The organism is Streptomyces sp. SID4985 (assembly GCF_009863025.1).
Lineage (GTDB): Bacteria > Actinomycetota > Actinomycetes > Streptomycetales > Streptomycetaceae > Streptomyces.
The window spans coordinates 68753-89332 of sequence record NZ_WWIR01000645.1 but is presented as its reverse complement, the minus strand read 5'-3'; the positions used below and the strand labels follow the sequence as shown (position 1 = coordinate 89332).

19 protein-coding genes are annotated in these 20580 nt (G+C 70.7%); 10 read left to right on the top strand and 9 right to left on the bottom strand.

The features are described 5' to 3' along the window. Positions 1–62: 62 nt before the first annotated feature. The 3 genes from GTW40_RS28185 (at position 63) to GTW40_RS28175 (ending at position 2987) form a co-directional block, all read left to right on the top strand. Positions 63–880 (top strand): IS5 family transposase gene (locus GTW40_RS28185; protein ID WP_343245599.1). Its coding sequence is split into 2 segments (ribosomal slippage): positions 63–399 and positions 399–880, totalling 819 coding nucleotides; the frame shifts between segments, so codons are not numbered across the junction. 296 nt (positions 881–1176) lie between these two features. After that, positions 1177–2253 (top strand): methyltransferase domain-containing protein, encoded by a 1077-nt coding sequence (locus GTW40_RS28180; protein ID WP_343245809.1) that lies wholly within the window; start codon positions 1177–1179, stop codon positions 2251–2253. A 419-nt stretch (positions 2254–2672) separates the two neighbouring features. Continuing rightward, on the top strand, positions 2673–2987 hold the full coding sequence (locus GTW40_RS28175) for an SMI1/KNR4 family protein (protein WP_161182960.1): 315 nt from the start codon (positions 2673–2675) through the stop codon (positions 2985–2987). Positions 2988–3054: 67 nt separating this feature from the next. Here GTW40_RS28175 and GTW40_RS28170 read toward each other — a convergent pair whose 3' ends face one another. Together GTW40_RS28170 and GTW40_RS28165 are read right to left on the bottom strand one after the other, a co-directional pair. Further along, positions 3055–3765: a TNT domain-containing protein gene (locus GTW40_RS28170; RefSeq protein ID WP_161182959.1), complete on the bottom strand. Its 711-nt coding sequence runs from the start codon at positions 3763–3765 to the stop codon at positions 3055–3057. A 341-nt stretch (positions 3766–4106) separates the two neighbouring features. Beyond that, positions 4107–4811: a hypothetical protein gene (locus GTW40_RS28165; protein WP_161182958.1), complete on the bottom strand. Its 705-nt coding sequence runs from the start codon at positions 4809–4811 to the stop codon at positions 4107–4109. A gap of 329 nt (positions 4812–5140) precedes the next feature. Here GTW40_RS28165 and GTW40_RS28160 point away from each other — a divergent pair, with 329 nt between their 5' ends. Further along, positions 5141–5488: a YciI family protein gene (locus GTW40_RS28160; RefSeq protein ID WP_161182957.1), complete on the top strand. Its 348-nt coding sequence runs from the start codon at positions 5141–5143 to the stop codon at positions 5486–5488. After that, positions 5485–6801: a sigma-70 family RNA polymerase sigma factor gene (locus tag GTW40_RS28155; RefSeq protein WP_161182956.1), complete on the top strand. Its 1317-nt coding sequence runs from the start codon at positions 5485–5487 to the stop codon at positions 6799–6801. Before GTW40_RS28160 ends, GTW40_RS28155 begins: the two co-directional genes overlap by 4 nt. A gap of 21 nt (positions 6802–6822) precedes the next feature. Here the strand turns inward: GTW40_RS28155 and GTW40_RS28150 are convergent, their stop codons facing one another. Beyond that, positions 6823–7584, bottom strand: a complete 762-nt coding sequence (locus GTW40_RS28150) for a DeoR/GlpR family DNA-binding transcription regulator (protein WP_161182955.1) — start codon at positions 7582–7584, stop codon at positions 6823–6825. A 91-nt stretch (positions 7585–7675) separates the two neighbouring features. Between GTW40_RS28150 and GTW40_RS28145 the strand changes: the two genes are divergently transcribed. Together GTW40_RS28145 and hemC are read left to right on the top strand one after the other, a co-directional pair. Next, the gene (locus GTW40_RS28145; RefSeq protein ID WP_161182954.1) at positions 7676–8926 is read left to right on the top strand and encodes an MFS transporter; all 1251 of its coding nucleotides are present in this window, start codon (positions 7676–7678) and stop codon (positions 8924–8926) included. Then, positions 8893–9573 (top strand): hydroxymethylbilane synthase, encoded by a 681-nt coding sequence (hemC, locus tag GTW40_RS28140; RefSeq protein WP_161182953.1) that lies wholly within the window; start codon positions 8893–8895, stop codon positions 9571–9573. The genes GTW40_RS28145 and hemC overlap by 34 nt, the downstream gene beginning before the upstream one ends. 44 nt (positions 9574–9617) lie before the next feature. Here hemC and GTW40_RS28135 read toward each other — a convergent pair whose 3' ends face one another. Then, a complete protein-coding gene (locus tag GTW40_RS28135; RefSeq protein ID WP_161182952.1) occupies positions 9618–10046 on the bottom strand; it encodes a VOC family protein in 429 nt (142 codons plus the stop codon). A 78-nt stretch (positions 10047–10124) separates the two neighbouring features. Next, entirely contained in the window at positions 10125–11102 is a 978-nt protein-coding gene (locus GTW40_RS28130; RefSeq protein ID WP_161182951.1) for a zinc-binding dehydrogenase, read from the bottom strand. Positions 11103–11194: 92 nt separating this feature from the next. Between GTW40_RS28130 and GTW40_RS28125 the strand changes: the two genes are divergently transcribed. The 3 genes from GTW40_RS28125 to GTW40_RS28115 all read left to right on the top strand — a co-directional run bounded on the left by GTW40_RS28125 (position 11195) and on the right by GTW40_RS28115 (position 16110). Beyond that, on the top strand, positions 11195–11539 hold the full coding sequence (locus GTW40_RS28125; protein WP_161182950.1) for a helix-turn-helix transcriptional regulator: 345 nt from the start codon (positions 11195–11197) through the stop codon (positions 11537–11539). Positions 11540–11943: 404 nt separating this feature from the next. Beyond that, positions 11944–14676, top strand: a complete 2733-nt coding sequence (locus tag GTW40_RS28120) for a lectin (protein WP_161182949.1) — start codon at positions 11944–11946, stop codon at positions 14674–14676. Between the two features lie 192 nt (positions 14677–14868). Further along, positions 14869–16110 (top strand): cytochrome P450, encoded by a 1242-nt coding sequence (locus GTW40_RS28115; RefSeq protein WP_161182948.1) that lies wholly within the window; start codon positions 14869–14871, stop codon positions 16108–16110. 58 nt (positions 16111–16168) lie between these two features. On the opposite strand, the gene GTW40_RS28110 is transcribed toward GTW40_RS28115, so the two are convergent. From GTW40_RS28110 to GTW40_RS28095, 4 genes are all read right to left on the bottom strand, one after another. Beyond that, positions 16169–16648, bottom strand: coding sequence for a hypothetical protein (locus tag GTW40_RS28110; protein WP_161182947.1), 480 nt, complete (start codon positions 16646–16648; stop codon positions 16169–16171). 113 nt (positions 16649–16761) lie between these two features. Next, complete coding sequence (locus tag GTW40_RS28105) at positions 16762–18084, bottom strand: aldehyde dehydrogenase family protein (protein WP_161182946.1); 1323 nt, start codon at positions 18082–18084, stop codon at positions 16762–16764. Positions 18085–18240: 156 nt separating this feature from the next. Then, complete coding sequence (locus GTW40_RS28100) at positions 18241–19695, bottom strand: endonuclease/exonuclease/phosphatase family protein (RefSeq protein ID WP_161182945.1); 1455 nt, start codon at positions 19693–19695, stop codon at positions 18241–18243. A 124-nt stretch (positions 19696–19819) separates the two neighbouring features. Continuing rightward, the gene (locus tag GTW40_RS28095; RefSeq protein ID WP_161182944.1) at positions 19820–20572 is read right to left on the bottom strand and encodes a FadR/GntR family transcriptional regulator; all 753 of its coding nucleotides are present in this window, start codon (positions 20570–20572) and stop codon (positions 19820–19822) included. Between the last annotated feature and the right edge of the window lie 8 nt (positions 20573–20580).

Sequence of the window (20580 nt, the reverse complement as noted above, 5' to 3'; positions counted from 1 at the left end):
AGAGGTCCTAACAGAAGCCGTTGATCATGTGACTTTCGGATTGGCTGGTCGTTGGTCCGATCGTGGGGAAACGTCAGTCGCGGCCCTGGATCGTCTCGGACGAACTGTGGTCGCTCATCGAGCCGTTGCTGCCCGTGCCGGGTCCGAAGCTGGTCGAGGGCAGACCGCGAGTCCCGGACCGGCAGGCGCTGTGCGGGATCCTGTTCGTCCTGCACACGGGCATCCAGTGGGAGTACCTGCCGCAGGAACTGGGCTTCGGCTCGGGCATGACCTGCTGGCGGCGCCTCGCCGCGTGGAACGAGGCCGGCGTGTGGGACGAACTGCACCTGGTGCTCCTGAAGAAGCTGCGGGCGGCGAACAAGCTGGACTGGTCCCGGGCGGTGATCGACTCCTCCCACGTCCGGGCCGCTCGACGGGGCCCAAAAGCGGTCCCAGCCCGGTCGATCGCGCACGGCCGGGCAGCAAGCACCACGTTCTCACCGACGGCCAGGGCATCCCGCTCGCGGTGTCGCTGACCGGTGGAAACCGCAACGACGTCACCCAGCTGATGCCCCTGCTCGACAAGATCCCGGCGGTTGCCGGCGTCGTCGGCCGCCCCAGACATCGACCCGACACGCTGCTTGCCGACCGCGGCTACGACCACGACAAATACCGGCGCCTACTGTGGCAGCGCGGCATCCGCCCGGTCATCGCTGAGCGAGGCGTGCAACACGGCTCTGGCCTGGGCATTTTCCGCTGGGTCGTCGAGCGCACCATCGCCTGGCTGCACGGCTTTCGCCGCCTGCGGATCCGCTGGGAGCGACGCGACGACATCCACGAGGCCTTCCTCGGTCTCGCCACCTGCCTGATCACTCACCGACACATCCAACGCCTTTGTTAGGACCTCTTACGCGCCCGGGATCGTCTCGTCGCGGTTCTCCCGGCGGGGTCGACTCCGGGGGCCGACCAGAAGGAGGTGCCCGCGCGGCGCAGGTCGTACGGACGTGCCCCGGTTCGACGGTGCCGTGTACCGGGTGCGGTGCGGATGGGTAACGCGCTGCTCGCCCGCCCGCGATATGTGGTGTTTTGCACGACTGTCTCCCATAGGTCCGAGGTAGCGTCAGGCGCACGAAGGGCGAGAGGAGGTTCCCTCCGCCGCGAACTGTGGGTCCGGCCGGATCGATCGGAGGTGTGGTCGTGTCGGTGGACATGAGCACGGTGGACGAAGCGAAGTTGAACGAACTGCTCGGGAAGGTCGTGACCGATCTGGGTGCGGTCGCGGCGGCGCCCCTGGCACTGCTCGGGGAGAGGCTGGGGCTCTTCCGGGCCCTCGTGGACGGCGAAGCCGTCACCCCGGGGCAGCTCGCGGAGCGCACCGGCACCCACGAGCGCAACGTCCGCGAATGGCTGGGCGCGATGGCCGCCAGTGGATACCTGGCCTACGAGGGCGACGACCGATTCCGTATGACGCCGGAACAGAGCGCGGTGTTCGCCGACGAGAACAGCCCGGCCTTCGCGCTGGGCGGGTACCAGTCGTTCCTGTCCTGCGGCTCGGCCGAGGAGCGCGACCGGCTGGAGCGCGCCTTCCGGGACGGCAACGGCGTCGGCTGGCACGAGCACCACCCGGACTTGTTCGCGGGTACGGCCCGCTTCTTCCGTCCCGGCTACGCCGCCCATCTGGTGGACGAGTGGCTGCCTGCGCTGACCGGTGTGGTGGAGAAGCTGCGCGGCGGGGGCAGGGCGGCCGACGTCGGCTGTGGACTGGGCCACTCCACCGTGATGATCGGCGCGGCCTTCCCGGACGCGCTGGTGACCGGCTTCGACAATCACGGTCCGTCCGTCGAGGGGGCCCGGGAGTTGGCCGCGGAGAGTGGTGTCGAGGGCCGGGTCTCGTTCGAGGTGGCAGGCGCCCAGGACTTCGCCGGCGGGCCGTACGATCTGATCGCGTTCTTCGACTGCCTGCACGACATGGGTGACCCGGTCGGCGCCTTGGCGCACAGCAGGGAGCAACTGGCTGACGGCGGCAGCATCATGCTCGTGGAGCCGATGGCGGGCGACCGGCTGGAGGAGAACCTCACCCCGCTCGGCCGCGCGTTCTACAGCGCCTCGAGTCTGATCTGCACACCGGCCTCGCAGTCACAGGAGGTCGGCCGCGCCCTGGGCGCCCAGGCGGGCGAGGAGCGCACCCGCCAGGTCGCCTCGGAGGCGGGCCTGACCCAATTCCGCCGGGCGGCACAAACCCCGTTCAACATCGTTTACGAGGCCCGCGTCTGAGCGTGGAACCCCGGTGGTCCACTCACGCCGAGGGCGCCCTGATCGAGCCGTGCGACCTGCGGTTCCGTTCGGGGTGCCTGGTCTTGCGGTCGTCCGGGGCCGATAGTTCCCACGCAGCTGCCGACATCCAGGATGCGGGCTGTCCCGGGGCCCCGGACCGCCGCCCAGGGCATACCGACAGGACCGCCTGGGTTGGTGGCCGCGCCGCAGGCAGGCTGCGCGTGAGTTGGATGGTTCGGGCGTGGACAGGTCGGCGTTACAAGGCTTGCGCTCGCTCACGGTAATCAGCCCAGCATGACCGAGCGCCCCCTCAGACTCAGATAGCCGTAGGGGCCACGACAGTCGAGCGTGCGTAGACGGCGGCGGAGCCAACATCGCCACCATCCGGAACCACAAACGCTGAAGCGAGAAACCGCCCGATGACTCCCGACCTCGGTCGACTGGCCGAAGTCATGCCCAGGCCCTCCCCACCCGCACACGCCCCCGACTGGAACGCCGCCGAAGCCACCCTCAACACGACGCTGCCCGGGGACTACAAAGAGCTCATCAGCACCTACGGAGGCGGCTTCGTCGACGGTTTCCTGCTGCTCCTGGAGCCGAGGTGCGCCAACGACGTCTACGACCAGCTCAAGATCTCGGCCGAGCGTGAGGAGGCCAACGACGCGCTGTGGCGGTATGAGGACAAGCCCACCGAGATGGATCCACATGAGTTCCGCCCTGCCCGGGGCATGTAGGAAGGCCGGCAGCGCGACGCCCCGCGCCTAGATCGGCGCGGGGCGGTCGGGGCGGGGCAGAGCGGGGTCAGGTCGCCGGGGTGACCTCCTTCAGGTTTCCGGCGTTCACCAGGTTCGGGATCGTCGTGTTCGTCACGTACTGCGTGCCGAGTCCGGGCTGGCCGAACCAGGGCCGGATCGGTCCGGCCTCCACCTTGAACGCCTTGACCACCTTGTAGAGGTGGTAGTTGTACGCCGGGTCCGAGGCGTTGTACTCGTCGAGGTTGGTCGGGGGGATCGCGCGCCGGATGTACGGGGTGCCCTGCGGGGCGAGGAAGTTGCCCCGGCCGCTGCCGAACAGGTCGACCATCTGGCCCACCCTCAGGGTCTTGGTCTCGTGCACCGGGCGGCCGTCACGCAGGACGAACCCGTTGTTGTCCGGGTACCACCAGCCGGACTTGTTCTGCTGGTCGGTCTGCCAGTAGCAGCCGAGGAACCAGTACGGCGAGGTGCTGTCCTGCGGCTTCCAGCCGCGCAGCATCCGGGCGATCGGGCCGGTGCGGGGCAGATGGCTGGGGCCCAGCCGCCAGTCCTCGCGGTAGTACGTCTCCAGGCCGACCGGCGGTGCCGTGGTCGAGCCTGCCGACCGGTGGGTGGTCGGGCAGCTCTGACCGGCGACACCGGCGACGCCGGTTGCCCCGGCGCGGGCGCCGACGGCCTCGACGGGGGCCGGTGCGAGGCCGATCAGCAGGAGCGGCGATGTGAGCGCGCTCACCACGAGGCGACGCAGTAGCTTCATCCGAGTCTCTTCCCTGTCCCTTATCAGCCGGTGCCGCACGGCACCGGACACACGGGCGATGCCCGTGACGGAGCCATTAGTGGCGGGCGGGAGAACGGGGTACCGGGATGGTGCGGCCGGAAAGACCTCCGAACGGCGCAGAAAAGGAACCCGGGCGGCGCAACCGTGTGAGCGGACTCACGTAGGGAACCGTGTTGCCTCCGGGGAGCCGGGATAGCAAGGTGCCGGATGTACTGCGGGGACGGCCGATCACTGGGGAGTGTCATGGCCGTCCCCGCGGTGTTTCCGGGCAACGCCGTTCAGGCGGGCCCGAATTCAGGGCACGAGTTCAGGGCACGGGTTCAGCCGAGCGGAACGGCGTCGCCCGGGGCGGTGTGCCAGTTGGTGACGATCGGGGCATCGACGGTGATGGTGCCGACGGACAGGGAGACCGGGTTGGGGTCGTCGTCACCGATGGCGACGATGATGGAGTCGAGTTCCTTGCCGCCGTTCTCCTTGGTGGTCTTCGGGTTGACCCCCGCGTAGGCGGCAGTGCTCCCGCTCAGCTTGATCTGCTTGCCGACGCTCTGCTCCGCGGGACGCGCCTCGGTGCCGTCGGAACCGAACGCCACGGTCGGGAGCGCGGCGGGCAGGTAGCAGGTGATCCCGGGCTTCGCCTTGGCGGTGATCAGGATGTATCCGCCGCCCTGGGTCTCGGACTTGGTGCTCCAGGAGATGTCGTTGGCACCGCAGCCCTGCTCGACCGGCTCTCGCTTGCCGCCGCCGGTGTCGGCGCCGGAACCGGCGGCGGAGTTGGATCCGGAGCCACCGGCCGATCCCCCGGTTCCCTGGCCCGTGGTGCCGGAGCCCTTGCCGGTGCTCTGGCCGCCTCCCGCGGTCGCCGCCCCGGACGGGTTGGTCGTCCCGCCGGTGGGAGTGGCGGACGAGGAGCCCTGTGCGGCGCCCGTGTCCGTGGTCGCGTCGCCGTTCTGACATGCGGTCATCAGCATGGCTCCGCCGACGAGCGCGGCGGAGACGAGAAGGGCCTTGCGACGGTTGCCGAACATGAAATCCCCTTTGGTCATCAGCAGTTGCGACCGATGCCGTTTCGGCTCCCCGTGGTCGCATGATCACTATGAGGGGTCCGCGAGCCGAGGAGACACCAGACCTTCGTTCCATGACAACGCTGTCGCAGACTGGTGACATGGTCACGCCGGGCCGGGGGCGCGGGCGACGGTTGCCGGTCACGCGTCCGCGTCGCCGCCGCCCCGGCCCCGGCCCCGGCCCCGGCCTCCCCAAAAGCAGTCGAGGAAAGTTCGCGTACCGTCTGTCGAATTCGCGTCGCCCGTCCGACGTAGAGGCGTACCGACCGGAGACACAGCCGAGGAGACCCGCCATGGCCCAGTACGCGATCCTCATCTACGACACGCTCGACGCCGACGACTACACGCCCGAGCAGCGGGCGGCGAGCCAGCGGCACGCCGACGACCTGGTCGACTCCGGCGCCCTGATCACGGCGTACGCGCTGCGGTCCGCCGACACCGCGACGTCGCTGCGCGGCGACGTGGTCACCGACGGCCCCTTCATCGACGCCAAGGAAGTCGTCGCGGGCATCTGCGTCGTCGAGGCTCCCGACCTGGACGCCGCGCTGGAGTTGGCGCGGCGTAACCCCGCCGTCCAGTGGGGCCGTGGCGGTGTCGAGGTGCGGCCCGTCGCGGGCGGCATCCCTCCCCTCGCCCGATGAGGGCCGCGGCGGACGCGGCGGACGCGGGGCGGGCGGTCGCCGACGCGCATCGGCGCGAGTGGGCCTTCGTACTCGCCGCGACGGTGCGTGTCGCCCGCGATCTGGACCTGGCCGAGGAGTGTGTACAGGAGGCGTACGCCGCGGCCCTGTCGGCCTGGGAACGCGACGGGATCCCGCGCAGCCCCGCGGCGTGGCTCACCACCGCGGCCAGGCGCAGAGCGGTGGACGCGATTCGCCGGGAGCGGACGTTCCGCTCGAAGCTTCCGCTGCTGGTGGAGCCGGAATCGACCGTCGACGAACTCGCCCTGGACGGGCCGGACGAACAGGCCGTGGACGAACAGGCCGTGGACCCGGAGGACGTCGTCCCCGACGAACGCCTGAGGCTCATCTTCACCTGCTGCCATCCCGCGCTCGCGCAGGAGGCCCAACTCGCGCTCACGCTGCGGCTGGTGTGCGGGCTGCGCACGGCGGACGTCGCCAAGGCGCTGCTCGTGCCGGAACCGACGATGGCCGCCCGGATCACCCGGGCCAAGAGGAAGATCGCCGCCGCCCGCATCCCCTGGCGGCTCCCGCGCGCGGCCGAGCTGCCGAACCGGCTGACGGCCGTACTCGGCGTGATCCATCTGCTGTTCACCGCCGGGCACACGGCTCCCTCGGGCCCCGAGCTCATGCGCACCGACCTGACCGACCGTTCGCTGCACCTGGCCCGCACCCTGCGGGATCTCATGCCCGACGAGCCCGAGGTCCGGGGACTGCTGGCGCTGCTCCTGGTCACCGACGCCCGGCGCGCCACCCGGACCAGCTCTGAAGGACGGCTGCTGCGGCTCGCCGAGCAGGACCGCTCGCTGTGGGACCGTACCGCGCTGACCGAGGCGCGGGAGCTGATCGTCGCCGGGCTGCGCGGCGGCCGCGCGGGGCGCTACCTGGTGCAGGCGGCGATCGCCTCGCTGTACGCGGAGGCGCCGACGTACGCCGCAACGGACTGGCCTCAGATCGTGGCGCTCTACGACAGGCTGCTGTCGCTGTGGCCCTCGCCGGTCGTCGCGCTGAACCGGACCGTGCCGCTGTCGATGGCCCAAGGGGCCGCCGTCGCCCTGGTTCAGGTCGAGGCGCTGGAGCAGGACGGACGGCTCTCCGGGTATCAGTACCTGCCGGCGGTCAAGGCCGAGCTGCTGCGGCGCCTCGGGCGCATGGACGAGGCGGGGGTGGCGTACCGGCAGGCGCTGGAGCTGACCGGCAACGAGGCCGAGCGGGCGTACCTCATCGGGCGTCTCGCCGAGCGGGAGACCTGGTCCGAGCGCTGGTCTGAGTAAGGGTCGCGTGCCCGGACACGGTCAGACGGCCCGGACGACAGCGCCCGCGTCTTCGAGCGCGGCGACCTCGTCGGCGGGCGCGGCGGTGTCGGTGACGAGGGTCTGCAGGAGGGCGGCAGGGGCGACGTGGGCGTAGGCGGTGTGGCCGAGTTTGCTGCCGTCGGCGGCGACGATGACGCGGCGGGAGGAGGCGATGGCCGCCTTCTTCACCGCGGCGTCGTCGAGGTCGTAGGCGGTCAGACCGTCGGCCGCGGACAGCCCGCAGCAGCCGATGACGGCGGTGTCGAAGCGCACGGCCGCGAGGGAGGCGAGGGTGAGGGGGCCGGTGAGGGCCCCTTCGGCGGCGCGGGGCCGGCCGCCGGGCACCATCAGTGTGGCCGGGCCCGGTGTCTCGCCGAGCAGGTGGATGGCCTGCAGGGACAGGGGCATCACGGTCACGGGCCGCTCGCGCAGCAGGCGGGCCACCTCCAGGCAGGTGGTGCCGCTGTCCAGCAGGACGCTCTCGCCGTCGGCGATGAGTGCGGAGATCCCGGCCGCGATCCGCCGCTTGGTGTCGACCGCCTCGTGGGCGCGCAGGGCGAAGGGGGGTTCCTCGCCGCGCAGCAGAAGGGTGCGTGCCCCGCCGCGGACGCGTTCGAGGACGCCCTGGGCGGCGAGGGTGTCGAGGTCGCGCCGGATGGTCATCTCCGAGGCGCCGGTCAGCGCCGCGAGCTCCTGGACGGTGGCGCCGCCCGAGTCCCTGACGACCTTCGTGATCAGCCCGTGCCGGTCTGCGTTGCTCATACCCGGGATTGAACACCACCCCGAAATGAACAATCAACTTGTTCGTTCACGCGTATTTCGAACATGCCTCATGTTCGTTACGGTGGGCGGCATGGAACGTTCGCTTCGAGCCGCCCGTGTGGCGACCTACGTCTACTTCGTCCTGTGCGGCACCTTGATGGGCGCCTGGGTGGTCCACATCCCCGCGATCGAGGAACGCGTCGGCATCAGCCACGCCACGCTCGGCGGTCTGCTGGTGCTGCTCGGGCTCGGGGCCTTCGTCGGCATGCAGGTGGCCGGTCCGCTGGCCGACCGTCTCGGCGCCCGTGTCGTGGTGCCCGTCAGCGGCGCACTCTGCGGCGCGGCCCTGGTCCTGCCCGGTCTCGCTCAGGAGCCGTGGACCCTGGCCGGGGCGCTGCTGGTCTTCGGGTTCTGCAACGGCTGCCTGGACGTGGCCATGAACGCCCACGCCGTGCATGTGGAGAAGGCGTACGGGCGGCCCGTCATGTCCGGCTTCCACGCCACGTTCTCGGTCGGCGGCGTCCTCGCCTCGCTCGTCGGGGCGGGCGCGGCGAGCGCGGGCCTGAGCCCGGTCGCGGACATGGCAGCCATGGGGGTCGCGGGAGTCGTGATCTCCCTGGTCGCGGCGCGTGCTCTGCTGCCTGCCGAGCCCGTCGCGGAGCGCCCTTCCGAATCCAGCTCCGACGCCAACTCCGGCTCCGGCTCCGTGGCGTCCCCGGCCGTCGAGCGGCGCCGTACCAAGGGCCGGGTCTGGCTGCTGGCCGTCCTGGCGCTGATGGTCATGCTGTGCGAGGGCGCCGCCAACGACTGGAGCGCCCTGCATCTCAAGGACATCCTCGGTGCGTCCGTCGGGACGGCGGCCTTCGCGTACGGCACCTTCGCCGCGGCCATGACCCTCGGGCGCCTGCTCGCGGACCGCTTCGTCGCCCGGTTCGGCTCCAGGGCGATCCTGCGCCACGGCGCGGCCACGGCGGCCGTGGGCATCACGCTCGTGGCCCTCGGGCCGTGGATGTGGGCCGCGTTCACCGGCTGGGCGCTGTTCGGTCTGGGCCTGTCCGGGTGCGTGCCCCAGCTGTTCAGCGCGGCCGGGCACGCCGACCCCTCCGCCGCCGGTGCCAACGTCTCGCGCGTCGCGGGCCTCGGCTACGTCGGCATGCTCGCCGGACCCGCCGTCATCGGCTGGTCGACCCACGTCGTCGCCCTCAACCACGCCTTCGTCCTGCTGACCCTGCTGTGCGCGACCACCGCCGTGGGCGCCGGGGTCCTGCGCGCGGCCGGGCCGACCTCGCGCTGCACTGCTCGAAGGACATGCCCGGGGACAGTCCGGAGCCGGAGGGGATGATGTGCCTGCACCCACGGCGGGACGATGTCCGTGACGTCCTGGTCGACCCCGGCGGGCGCCGGTTGGACGACCCTCCGGCGGGCACCCGCGTGGGCACCTCCGCCCCGCACCGGATCGCTCAACTCACCGTTTCTCAGCCGCACTTGGCGCTGATCCCCGTGCGCGGCAACGCGGACACCCGCCTGGCCCTGGCCCGTACGGGCGAGACCGTCGATGCCGTGGTGCTCGCCGGGGCGGGCCTGCGGAGGATCGGCCGGGAAGCCGAGGCCACGGAGGTCCTCGACGCGCACCGGATGATGCCCGGTCTCGGCGCCGGTCAACTGGCCATGCAGACCTGGGAGTCCGACGAGGCCACCCGCGCGGTGCTGGCCCCGCTCGTCGACGCCGACGCGACCCGTGCGGCGGTCGCGGAGCGGACGCTGCTGCGGGCGCTCGCCGGACACTGTCATGCGCCGATCGCCGGGCACGCCGCCGTCGGCGCCTCGGGCGAAGTCCGCCTCGCGGCCCGGGTGTACGCCCCGGACGGCTCCGTCGTTCTCGGCGCCGAGCGCGTGGGAGGACTCCCGGAAGAGGTCGGGCGCGCCGCGGCCGAGGACCTCATCAGCCAGGGCGCGAACGAGGTTCTCGCTGCCTCCCGGCGCACCTGAGACGCCACCCGCGCCGCAGAACCACACCGCCCCGCGCGGCAACCTCAGTCGATGCAGAACTCGTTGCCCTCGACGTCCTGCATGACGATGCACGAATCGTTGCCGTCGTACAGCAGCCGCACGCGCACCGCCCCGAGCGGGATCAGCCGCGCGCACTCCGCTTCGAGGGCGGCCAGGCGCTCTTCACCCACGAGGCCGGTGCCGACGCGCACACAGAGATGCACGCGGTTCTTGACGATCTTGGCCTCGGGAACACGCTGAAAGTACAGTCGCGGGCCCACCCCCGAGGGATCACCGCAGGCGAACCACGAGCCCCGGTCCTCGGGAGACCGGGAGCGCTCGAAGTCGTCCCACGTGGCGAACCCGGCCGGTGGCGGCGGGACGACGTACCCCAGCACCTCGCACCAGAAGCGAGCGACGCGCTCGGGTTCCGCGCAGTCGAAGGTGACTTGGAACTGTTTGATCGACGACATCCACGCTCCAAAGCAGGGGGACTCTGTGATCGGCCCGTAGTGGCGAATCGGGCCGTCGCGCACGGCGGGGGCGCGCTCTCAGTCGGAGACGCGCAGCAGCAGCTTGCCCATGGACGCCCGTCCGCCGATGAGCCGGTGTGCCTCGGCCGCGTCCGCCAGGGGGAACTCGGCCGTGACGGGAAGGACGACCGTCCCGTCGTGGACGGTGCGCAGGGCGCGTTCGGTCAGCGCGCGCAGGGCGCCGGGGGCGGTCTGGGCGAGGCCGAGTACGGAGAAGCCCGCGACGGAGAGGCCCCGCGCGTACAGCTCGGCCTGACCCACCCGCCAGGGGTCGGCACCGCTCGCGTTGCCGAAGGACACCAGGCGCCCGAAGTCGGCCAGCGCCTCCAGGCCGCGCCGCAGCGTGTCGCCGCCGACCGGGTCCAGGACCAGATCGACGCCCCTGCCGCCGGTGGCCCGGCGGACGTCCGTCTCGAAGGTGTCGGGCCGGAACACGTGGTCGTAGCCGTGCTTGAGCGCGTAGTCGGCCTTGGCGTCGCTGGAGGCCACCCCGTAGACCGCGCCCGCGCCCGCCGCCCTGGCCAACTGGCCGACCGCCGTACCGATACCGCCCGCCGCGCCGTGCACCAGCACGCTCTCCCCGGCCCGCAGCCGCCCCACCTCGTGGACCAGGGCGTGCGCGGTCGGGAGCACGGTCGGCAGCGTGGCGGCGGTCCGCAGGTCCAGCCCGTCGGGCAGCGGGAAGACCCTCGCGGCCTCGGCAAGCACGACCTCGGCGTAGCCGCCTCCGTCGACGAGCGCGGCGACTTCCTGACCCACCCGCAGCTCCTCGACGCCCGCCCCGACGGCCCGGACGCGCCCGGAGACCTCCAGGCCCGGCCGGTAGGGCAGCGACGCCACCCGGTACCCCTCGGAACGCGCCTTGACGTCCGCGAAGTTGACCCCTGCCCAGACGGCCTCGACGGTCACCTGACCGGGGCCCGGCTCGGGCGCCGCCGTCTGTACGACCCGCAGCACCTCGGGACCGCCGTACTCCTGGAATTCGACCGCACGCATGCGCAAGACCACCCTCCCCTGAGTGTTCAACCGGAGGCGAACACTAGCACTGTACGATGGCCATCGAACAGTAGATGGAGGAGGGCATGGGAATGCCGGACCGGACTCAAGGCACGAGCCATCGTCAGCCGCCCGTGCACACGCACCCGGACGATGTCCCACTCCTCACCGCCCTCTGCGCACTCGCGGACCCTGTCCGGCTCCAGCTGATCCGCGACCTGGCCGGCCACGCCGACTGGACGCTCAGCTGCAGCAACTTCGACGTGCCGGTCGGCCGGGCGGCGAAGAGCCACCACTTCTCGGTCCTGCGCGACGCCGGTCTGGTCGAACAGCGCGACCAGGGCCCCAAACGCCTCAACCGGCTCCGCCGCGAGGAGTTCGACGCCCGCTTCCCCGGCCTGCTCGACCTGACGCTGCGCGCGGACGAGGACGAGTAACGGCCCCCGGGCGCAGGCGGATCGGCGGGACGGCCCGAAGTAGCCCCACCCGTCACGCCAAGCATTGACGTGTCCACGCCCCATCGCTACGTTGCGACAGCGTTTCAGCCCCACCGGCGTTCTCCGCACGAGCCGCCTTGTCCTCCGCCACGACAAGACGTCACCACGTGCACCCCGCATGGCTCCAACACCCTTGACCAGGAAGCCTCGTCCACCCCAAGACAACGTTGTCACCCCGCTCGTTGTCACCCCGCTCAAGGAACCACATCGAGTCCTCCCCCTCCCCCACTCCCACAGGAGGCGCAATCGCGATGTTCGGGATCTCGTCATCAGGCAGACGTCAGAGCGGCCCGCCCGGGTGGCGGTCGGGTCGGCCGGGCCGGGGGTACGCCGTCCTCGGGGCCGTGGCCGGGGCCGCGTTGTTCGGTGCGTACGCGCTGCCCGCGCCCGCCGCGGTGGCCGCGGTCGCCCACCCCGCCGACCTCGTCGCCCACCCGGCCGACCTGGTCAACCCCTTCATCGGTACGTCCAACGACGCCAACGACTTCCCCGGCGCGGACGTGCCCTTCGGCATGGTGCAGTGGAGTCCGGACACCTCCTCCCGGCCGCCCGGCGGCGGGTACGAGTACAAGGACTCCTCGATCACCGGGTTCAGCCTCACGCACATCGCCGGGCCGGGCTGCGGCGCGGCGGGGGACGTGCCGGTGCTGCCCACGGTCGGCGCCGTCAGCAACTCGGCCACCGACTCCTTCTCGCACGCCAACGAGTCCGCCACGGCGGAGTCGTACAAGGTCGCCCTCGACAACAAGGTGACCACAGAGCTGACCACCACCACGCGCAGCGGCATGGCGCGGTTCACGTTCCCCGCGACCACTCAGGCGAACCTGCTGTTCAAGCTGAACGGCAGCCAGAACGGCGCGAGTTCGACGCAGTTCAACGTCGTCTCCAGCACCGAGGTCAGCGGTCAGGTCACGAGCGGCAGGTTCTGCGGGGCCGGGAACAGCTACACCGTCTACTTCGACATGGTCTTCGACCGGCCGTTCGCCGGCAGCGGCAGCTCTCTCGCGCCGCAGTCGAAGCAGCCGAATCCGAGCACGGAGCGGGCGGGCAAGAACGCGGCGGACCAGCCCAACCACCCGCGTCTGCACGGCACCGGGCCGAAGACGGCCGTCAAGGACGACGCCACTCCCCGGGCCGCCGCGTCCAACGCCCATGTCACCTTCGACACCAGCTCGAACCAGGTCGTCCAGGCCAAGGTGGGCGTGTCCTACGTGTCCGTCGCCAACGCGAGCGCCAACCGTGCGTCGGAGAACCCGAATTGGAACTTCGACGCCGTCCGCACCTCGGCGCACGACGCCTGGGACGCGGCGCTCGGCAAGGTGCTGATCGGCGGCGGGACCTCGGACCAGCAGAAGATCTTCTACACCGCGCTCTACCACTCACTCCTGCACCCGAACGTCATCAGCGACACCAACGGCCAGTATTTCGGCTTCGACGGCAGGACGCACCAGGTGGACTCCGGGCACAGGGCGGCCTACGCCAACTACTCGGGCTGGGACATCTACCGCTCCCAGGCCCAGCTGGAGGCGCTGGTGAGCCCCCAAGTGGCCTCCGACACCGCCCAGTCGATGGTCGACGACTACCAGCAGACCGGGGTCTTCCCCAAGTGGTCGGAGAACAACGGTGAGTCCTATGTGATGGTTGGCGACCCGGCCGCCGCGATCATCGCCGACTACTACGCCTTCGGCGCACGGGACTTCGACACCTCGGCGGCACTCTCAGGTCTGCTGAGGCAGGCGAGCACCGCCAACAACGACCGGCCGGGCCTCAATTACCTTGACAGTCCGGGTTATGAGCCGCACGACGGCAGCTATGGCTGCTGCAACTTCTACGGTCCCGTCGCCACGACGCTGGAGTACGACACCGCCGACTTCGCCCTCTCCGCCTTCGCCGGTGCCCTCGGCGACAGCCAGAGCCAGAAGACGTACGCGCACCGGGCGCAGGACTGGCGCAACGTCCTCAACCCCGCCTCCGGTTTCGTCCAGCCGCGCAACCTCAACGGCAGCTGGACCGGCGGGTTCGACCCGACCAGCGGGACGGACATGGTGGAGGCCGACTCCTGGATCTACACGGGCATGGTGCCGTTCAACGTGGCGGGACTCGCCACCGCCAAGGGCGGCAACAAGGTGATGGGCGACTACCTCGACACCGTCCTGCGCAGCTACACCGGCGCGAACGGCTATGCCTGGGTCGGCAACGAGCCGAGCATCGAACTGCCCTGGGAGTACGACTACATCGGCATGCCGTACAAGACCCAGGCCACCGTGCGCGCGGTCCAGGACCAGATCTGGTCCAACTCCCCCGCGGGCCTGGCCGACGGCAACGACGACCTGGGCGCGATGAGCGCGTGGTACGTCTGGTCGGCGCTCGGCATGTTCCCGATGACACCGGGCACGTCCGATCTCGCCCTCGGTTCACCGCTGTTCCCGCAGGCCCAGGTCACGCTGCCCTCGGGCAAGACGCTCACGGTCAACGGCACCGGTGCGGCGGACAACGCGCCCTACGTCCAGTCCGCGACGTTCAACGGCTCGGCGTGGAACAACGCCTACGCCCCTACGTCCGCGCTCACTTCGGGCGGCACCCTCGACTTCACTCTGGGCACCACCGCCAACACCGGCTGGGCGAGCGGGACTTCGGCTGCTCCCCCGTCCTACCCCGGCGACACCTCCGCACCGGCCAAGCCGCGAGTGGGCCCGGTGAAGTCGGGTGTCAGTTCCTCGCTCTGCGTGGATGACGCCAACTCCGGTACGGCCGACCACACGGCGATCCAGCTCTGGTCCTGCAACGGCACGTACGCGCAGGACTGGACGGTCGCCTCGGACGGCACCCTGCGCACGCTCGGCAAGTGCCTCGACGTGTCGAACAGCGGGACGACCAACGGCACCCTCGTCCAGCTCTACGCCTGCAACGGCACCGGCGCGCAGGCGTGGACGATCGGCTCGGACGGCTCGCTGAAGAACACCAACTCCGGGCTGTGCCTGGACGATCCGAACTCCGCCACGGCGGAGGGCACGCGGCTGCAGATCTACGGCTGCAACGGCACCGCGGCACAGAAGTGGACGCTTCCGGCGGCGTAGCCGACCTGCGGCGGCCCACGCGGCACATCTCCTTCGCCCTGTCCTCTCCGAGAGGACAGGGCGAAGGCGTTTCCGGATGTGCAAGATCTGTAAGGGGCCTGTGGCAAGCCGGAGTTGGCGCATACCCTGTTCGCTCCGCACCCCGAGAACGACAGTCGCTGTGCCGACGTCCCCGCCTTCTGGAGAGTCACCGTGACCATCAGCGATTCCGTCGACCGCGTCGCCATCGACCCCTTCGGCGCCGACATACCCGCCGAGATCGCCAAGCTGCGCGCCCTCGGCCCGGTCGTCCCCGTCGAACTGCCCGGCGGTATACCCGCCTGGGCCCCGACCGGCTACGACGTCCTCAAGGACCTGATCCTGGACCCACGGGTCAGCAAGGACCCCCGGCGGCACTGGCGGCTGTGGCCCGAACTCGGTGAACACCCCTCCTGGGGCTGGATCCTGGGCTGGGTGGGCGTCGTCAACATGTTCACCACCTACGGCCCCGAACACGCGCGTCTGCGCAAGCTGGTGGCGCCGAGCTTCACGCACAAGCGGACCGAGGCGATGCGCCCGCGCGTGGAGTCGATCACGGCCGAGCTCCTCGACGCCCTGGCGGACGCGGGTGCGGACGGCCGGACCGTGGACATCAAGCGGATGTTCGCGCACGAGCTGCCGCTGCGGATGATCTGCGAACTGTTCGGCGTGCCGCCGGAGTTGCGGGCGGACACCGCCGGTCTCATCGCGGCCATCATGGACACCTCCAACCCGGGCCCCGAGCACACCGCGTTCGTACAGGAGCGGATCGGCACCGTCCTGGGCGGCCTGATCGCGTACAAGACCGGGCATCCGGGCGACGACATGACCACGGAGCTGATCCGGGTCCGCGACGAGGACGGCGACCGGCTCAGCGACGAAGAGCTGCTGTACACACTGCTGTTGGTGATCGGTGCCGGATTCGAGACGACGGTCAACCTCATCGGCAACGCGGTCGTCGCCCTGCTGGACGACCCCGCGCAACTGACCGCCGTACACGCGGGCGAGATCTCCTGGGACGCGGTGATCGACGAGACGCTCCGGGTACAACCCTCCATCGCCTCACTGCCGTTGCGCTACGCGGTCGATGACCTGACGGTCGGCGACGTCACCATCCCGGCGGGCGACGCCATCATCACGACGTACGCCGCCGCGGGCCTCGACCCGGCCCACTACGGCGACGACGCCCATCTCTTCGATGCGGCACGCGGGGCCGACGACCACATGGCGTTCGGCATCGGCGTCCACCGCTGCATCGGCGCACCCCTGGCCCGTCTGGAGGCCCGCACGGCACTCCCCGCGCTGTTCGACCGCTTCCCCGGCCTGACGCCGGACTACCGACGGGACGAGCTGCGGCAGGTCGCGTCTTTCATCGCCCTCGGGTGGCAGGAGGTACCGGTCCGGCTGCGCGGCTGATCACCGCGACGGCGGTACGACCGCCGCGATGAGCCGGTCGTACCCCGGATTCGCCAGGTCACGGGCAGGAGCTGGAGCTCTGGCCGATGACGTGGGCGTCCGCGTTGTCGGCCGCCTTCACCCAGGCGGCCGTCGTGCCGCGGCGGTCGTAGGTCTTGGTGAAGTCGGGGGCCAGGTCGATGACGAACTTGACCTTGTAGCACCAGCCGGCGTCGATCCGCAGCGTGTCCCAGTCCTCGCTGTAGGGGGTGTGGCCGCCGCCGGAGGAGAGGTAGTACGTGGTCTGGGCGACGTTGTCGCTCTTGCAGGTGGGCTGGGTGGCCGTCCAGGCGCCGGTGCTGTCCCCGCCGCGACACCAGTTCTTCAGCGCCGTGGCGCCCAGAGAGGTGTCGTTCACCGAGGACGAGCAGCCCGCGATGCTGCAACTCGCCCCGGCGCTGGCCGTGGTGGCCGAGCCCAGGACCGCGATGAACGCCATGGCGGTCACCGCGGCCGCCGCCCTGCCCAGTCTTGTGGGCAGCGATTTCTTGGATGCCATGATCAGTTCCTCCCCTTTCGCCCATGCTTGGGCATGGGCTCAGGAGGGAAGCTAGTGTCATTCACGGGTGCTGTCAGCTCATCGGCACCCCTGTGAAATTGCCGCTCAGCCGCTCAGCCCAGCGGCTTGGACAGCACCGCCTTGCGGTGGCTGAAGGTGTCCATCGAGTAGCGGCCGTGGTAGTTGCCCATGCCGCTCTCCCCCACGCCGCCGAAGGGAAGGTCGGAGACGGTCAGGTGGGCGAGGGGCAGGCCGTGGCCGAGGCCGCCGGAGGAGGTCTCGGCGGCGATGCGGTCGCGGGTGGTGCCCGAGTCGGTGAAGACGTAGAGCGCGAGGGGCTTGTCGCGGTCGTTGATGAAGTCGATCGCGGCGTCCAGGTCCGGCACGGTGACGATCGGGAGGATGGGGCCGAAGATCTCCTCCCGCATCACGGGCGCGTCGGGGGCGACATCAGCAAGGATGGTCGGCGCGATGTACTTGTCCGTACGGTCGCTCTCCCCGCCGACCGCCACCCTGCCGGAGTCGAGCAGGCCCGAAAGCCGGTCGAAGTGACGCTCGTTGATGATCCGGCCGTACTCCGGCGAGGCCGCCGGGTCGGTGCCGTAGATGCCCTCGACCGCTCGGACGAGCGCGGCCTCCAGGGCGGGGGCGGTCTCCGGGTCGGTGAGGACGTAGTCGGGGGCGACGCAGGTCTGCCCGGCGTTGAGGAACTTGCCCCGGGCCAGCCGGTCGGCGACCACGTCGAGGTCGGTGTCCCGGTCGACGAACGCCGGTGACTTGCCGCCGAGTTCGAGGGTGACCGGAGTGAGGTGCTCGGCCGCCGCGCGCATGACGACACGGCCCACCGTGCCGTTGCCGGTGTAGAAGATGTGGTCGAAGCGCTCGGCCAGCAGGGCCGTGGTCTCCGGGATGCCGCCCTCGACCACGGCGACCGCGTCGGTGTCGAGGTAAGCCGGGATCAGCTCGGCCAGCGCGGCGGAGGTCGCCGGTGCCAGCTCGCTCGGCTTCGCCACGACCGCGTTGCCGGAGGCCAGCGCGCCGACCATGGGGGCGAGGAGGAGCTGGGCCGGGTAGTTCCAGGGGGCGATGACGAGGACGACGCCGAGCGGGTCGTACTGCGTCCAGGCCGTCGCGTCGTCGCCGAGGTGCGCGGGAACCGGGGCCGGCTCGGGGCGCAGCCACTCCTCCAGGTGTTCCAGCGTGTGGTCGATCTCGCGGATCGTGAAGTCGATCTCCGTACGGTGGGCCTCGGTGGCGCTCTTGCCCAGGTCGGCGTGGAGGGCGGCGGCGAGGTCGGCGCCATGCTCGGTGAGCATCGCGCGCAGGCGGCGCAGCTGCTCGGTGCGCCACTCGACGGACTTGGTGCGGCCGCTGCGGAACGTGCTGCGCAGCCGGGCGACGGTGTCGGCGGGCTGCTCGGTGGGGGCGTGGTTCACGGGTGCCTCGCGTCCTCGACGATCAGATGTAAACACCAACCTTTCAGACGGTCGAGAAAATTCCACGGATTGCCCGGAATGACGTAGATCACGGCGCGTACGCGAAAGGGCCGCCCCGGATGATCCGGAACGGCCCTCGGTGGCTCTCGCGGTGGCTCAGGAAGTGGTCAGGTTGATCATCCGGTGGTCGGACAGCGTGCCGTCCACGACCCGGCACGTGTACGTGGGTCCCTGCGGGCCGAAGATGTAGTCGATCTTGTTGTTGCCGTCCGTGGGTGCGCCGGTGTGCGGCGAGGACGGGGTCGGCTGCCCGCACTCCTGGTGGCCCGGGTAGAGGGGGTCGAGGTAACCGACGTCGTTCTGCGTGGTGTTGAGGTCACCGCCGTAGTAGGTGGTGTAGCCGAGCGGCGTCAGGCCGTCGACGGTGTCGCGCATCGTCTGGGCCTGCTTGGGGCGGTACAGGTCCGACGGGTCGGTGTCGTCGCCCGCGGGTTTGCCGTTCGGGTCCGTGTACGGCCCGCTGCTGAAGTGGGCGTTGCAGTACGCGGTGCCCTCGGCCGGCATGACCGCGCAGAGCATGGGCCGCTGCTCCTTCGCGAAGTCCGTCGACTTCTTCTTGGGCGGCGACGGAAGGACGGTGCCCTGGTACCAGGTGTTGCTGTCGGGCACGGCGAGGGCGATGCCGAAGGAACCCCGGCTGACACCGTCGTTGGAGTCGTCGCAGTCCTTCTGGGCCTCGATGTCCGTGTCGCCGACCTTGAAGGATGTCGGCATGAAACGCACGTCCATGGGACCGGCCCAGCTTTCGAGCGCCAGCTCCAGAGGCTTGGCCGCCTTCTCGCAGATCTCCTGGAAGAAGATCGCGTCGGGGCGCCGGGTGCCCATGGCCTGGTGGAGCGCGTTCGACACGTTGGTGGCGACGGTCGTGGACGGGGCTTTGTTCAGGGAGCACGAGCCGTTGTTGTTGGCGCAGACGTTCCAGGAGACGACGTCACGCGCGACCGGCGCCTGCGCGGTGGGCGCGGGCGCGGGACTGGTGGAACCCTGTCCGCCGACCTTCACCAGGGTGAAGCGCTCCCAGGAGCCGAGGCTGTTCGGATCGATGGGCGCACCCGTACGCGCCCGCAGCAGGCCCGTGTCCGGGTAGGTGCCCAGCTCCGCCGCGACGTACTTGCCATTGGACGCCAGCAGGCCGAAGGTGCCGTCGGACAGTTTGCTGAGGGTGAAGCGCTCCCAGGCCCCGATCGTCGTCGCCCGGGTCCGCAGCATGGAGGCGCTGGCGTCGTCCTCGGTCGTGACGTAGTTGCCGGTCGCCTCGGAGCGGAAGCTCACCGCGCTGCCGAAACCTTTGTCCGTGACCCAGTCGGTGTGCAGCGTGAACTGCTCGGTGGGTCCGGGTGCGGTGGCGGTCAGGTTGGCCCTGAGCTTGCTGTCACCGCCCGTTCCGGCGGAGACGGTCACGAAGTGACCGGCCACCTTCAGTGCCCACCTCTGGCCCGCCGACGACGGGGGCACCGGGGTGTCGGCCGCGGCTGACGGCGCGGCCAGTGCCACGACGGTGCTGAGCGCGGTGAGAACCGCCGCCAGCAGGAGCCGTATTCGTTTGAGCATGTGTCATCCCTCATGAACTCTCCGCGCCCGTGCACGGAGGTGAACGCGAGGTGAAGTCAACCATGATCCAGACCGGTGAGACACGGACATGTCTGACCGGTCCGTGCTGAACAGGCCCCGGCCGTCAGGAGGGCGATCCCAGCCGCACGTCCAGCCCGTCGGTCTCCGTCCAGAAGCGGTCGTCCGCGTCCTGCAGGCGGGCGGCGGCGTGGCGGAGGTGGAGGCGGGCGGCGGCCTGGGCGGCTTCGGGGTCGTGGGACTCGATGGCGGCCAGGATGGCGTGGTGCTCCTGGCGGACCGCCTCGATGAAGTCGGTGCGGCGGGCCTCGTTGGCACGGGTGACGCGGATGCCGTCGCGGGCCACCTCGCCCAGATAGCGCACCGTCTGGACGAGGACCGGGTTGCCGGTGGACTCCGCGATGGTGCGGTGGAAGGCCAGGTCCTCGTCGACGCCGTCACCGTCGGCGGCGACCGCCGTGTCCAGCGCGGCCAGCGCCAGCCGCATCCGGGCGATGTCGTCCGGTGTGGCACGGGTCGCCGCCAGGGCCGCCGCCTCCCCCTCCAGGGCGGTGCGGACCTCGACGATCTGGAGCACCTTGGACTTGGTGCCCGGGGACTCGCCCTCCAGGTCGAGCGGCCTGGTGCGCCGGGGCAGGACGAAGACGCCGAGGCCCTGGCGCGGCTCGACCAGGCCCGCGTTGCGCAGCCGGGACACCGCCTCGCGGATGACCGTACGGCTCACGCCGAGCTGTTTGACCAGCGCGACCTCGGTCGGCAGTCTGTCGCCCTCGGCGAGCCGCCCGGACTCGATCTCCTCCGCGAGGATCGCGGCGACCCGGTCCGCGAGCCGTATCGGACCGCTCACCTTGGAAAACATGCTTTTCA

What these genes read in the sequence shown, in the direction of transcription:
- GTW40_RS28175 (WP_161182960.1), top strand. Translation starts at nt 2,673, where the DNA reads ATGACTCCCGACCTCGGTCGACTGGCCGAAGTCATGCCCAGGCCCTCC.
- GTW40_RS28170 (WP_161182959.1), bottom strand. Translation starts at nt 3,765, where the DNA reads ATGAAGCTACTGCGTCGCCTCGTGGTGAGCGCGCTCACATCGCCGCTC.
- GTW40_RS28165 (WP_161182958.1), bottom strand. Translation starts at nt 4,811, where the DNA reads ATGTTCGGCAACCGTCGCAAGGCCCTTCTCGTCTCCGCCGCGCTCGTC.
- GTW40_RS28160 (WP_161182957.1), top strand. Translation starts at nt 5,141, where the DNA reads ATGGCCCAGTACGCGATCCTCATCTACGACACGCTCGACGCCGACGAC.
- GTW40_RS28155 (WP_161182956.1), top strand. Translation starts at nt 5,485, where the DNA reads ATGAGGGCCGCGGCGGACGCGGCGGACGCGGGGCGGGCGGTCGCCGAC.
- GTW40_RS28150 (WP_161182955.1), bottom strand. Translation starts at nt 7,584, where the DNA reads ATGAGCAACGCAGACCGGCACGGGCTGATCACGAAGGTCGTCAGGGAC.
- GTW40_RS28145 (WP_161182954.1), top strand. Translation starts at nt 7,676, where the DNA reads ATGGAACGTTCGCTTCGAGCCGCCCGTGTGGCGACCTACGTCTACTTC.
- hemC (WP_161182953.1), top strand. Translation starts at nt 8,893, where the DNA reads ATGCCCGGGGACAGTCCGGAGCCGGAGGGGATGATGTGCCTGCACCCA.
- GTW40_RS28135 (WP_161182952.1), bottom strand. Translation starts at nt 10,046, where the DNA reads ATGTCGTCGATCAAACAGTTCCAAGTCACCTTCGACTGCGCGGAACCC.
- GTW40_RS28130 (WP_161182951.1), bottom strand. Translation starts at nt 11,102, where the DNA reads ATGCGTGCGGTCGAATTCCAGGAGTACGGCGGTCCCGAGGTGCTGCGG.
- GTW40_RS28125 (WP_161182950.1), top strand. Translation starts at nt 11,195, where the DNA reads ATGCCGGACCGGACTCAAGGCACGAGCCATCGTCAGCCGCCCGTGCAC.
- GTW40_RS28110 (WP_161182947.1), bottom strand. Translation starts at nt 16,648, where the DNA reads ATGGCATCCAAGAAATCGCTGCCCACAAGACTGGGCAGGGCGGCGGCC.
- GTW40_RS28100 (WP_161182945.1), bottom strand. Translation starts at nt 19,695, where the DNA reads ATGCTCAAACGAATACGGCTCCTGCTGGCGGCGGTTCTCACCGCGCTC.
- GTW40_RS28095 (WP_161182944.1), bottom strand. Translation starts at nt 20,572, where the DNA reads ATGTTTTCCAAGGTGAGCGGTCCGATACGGCTCGCGGACCGGGTCGCC.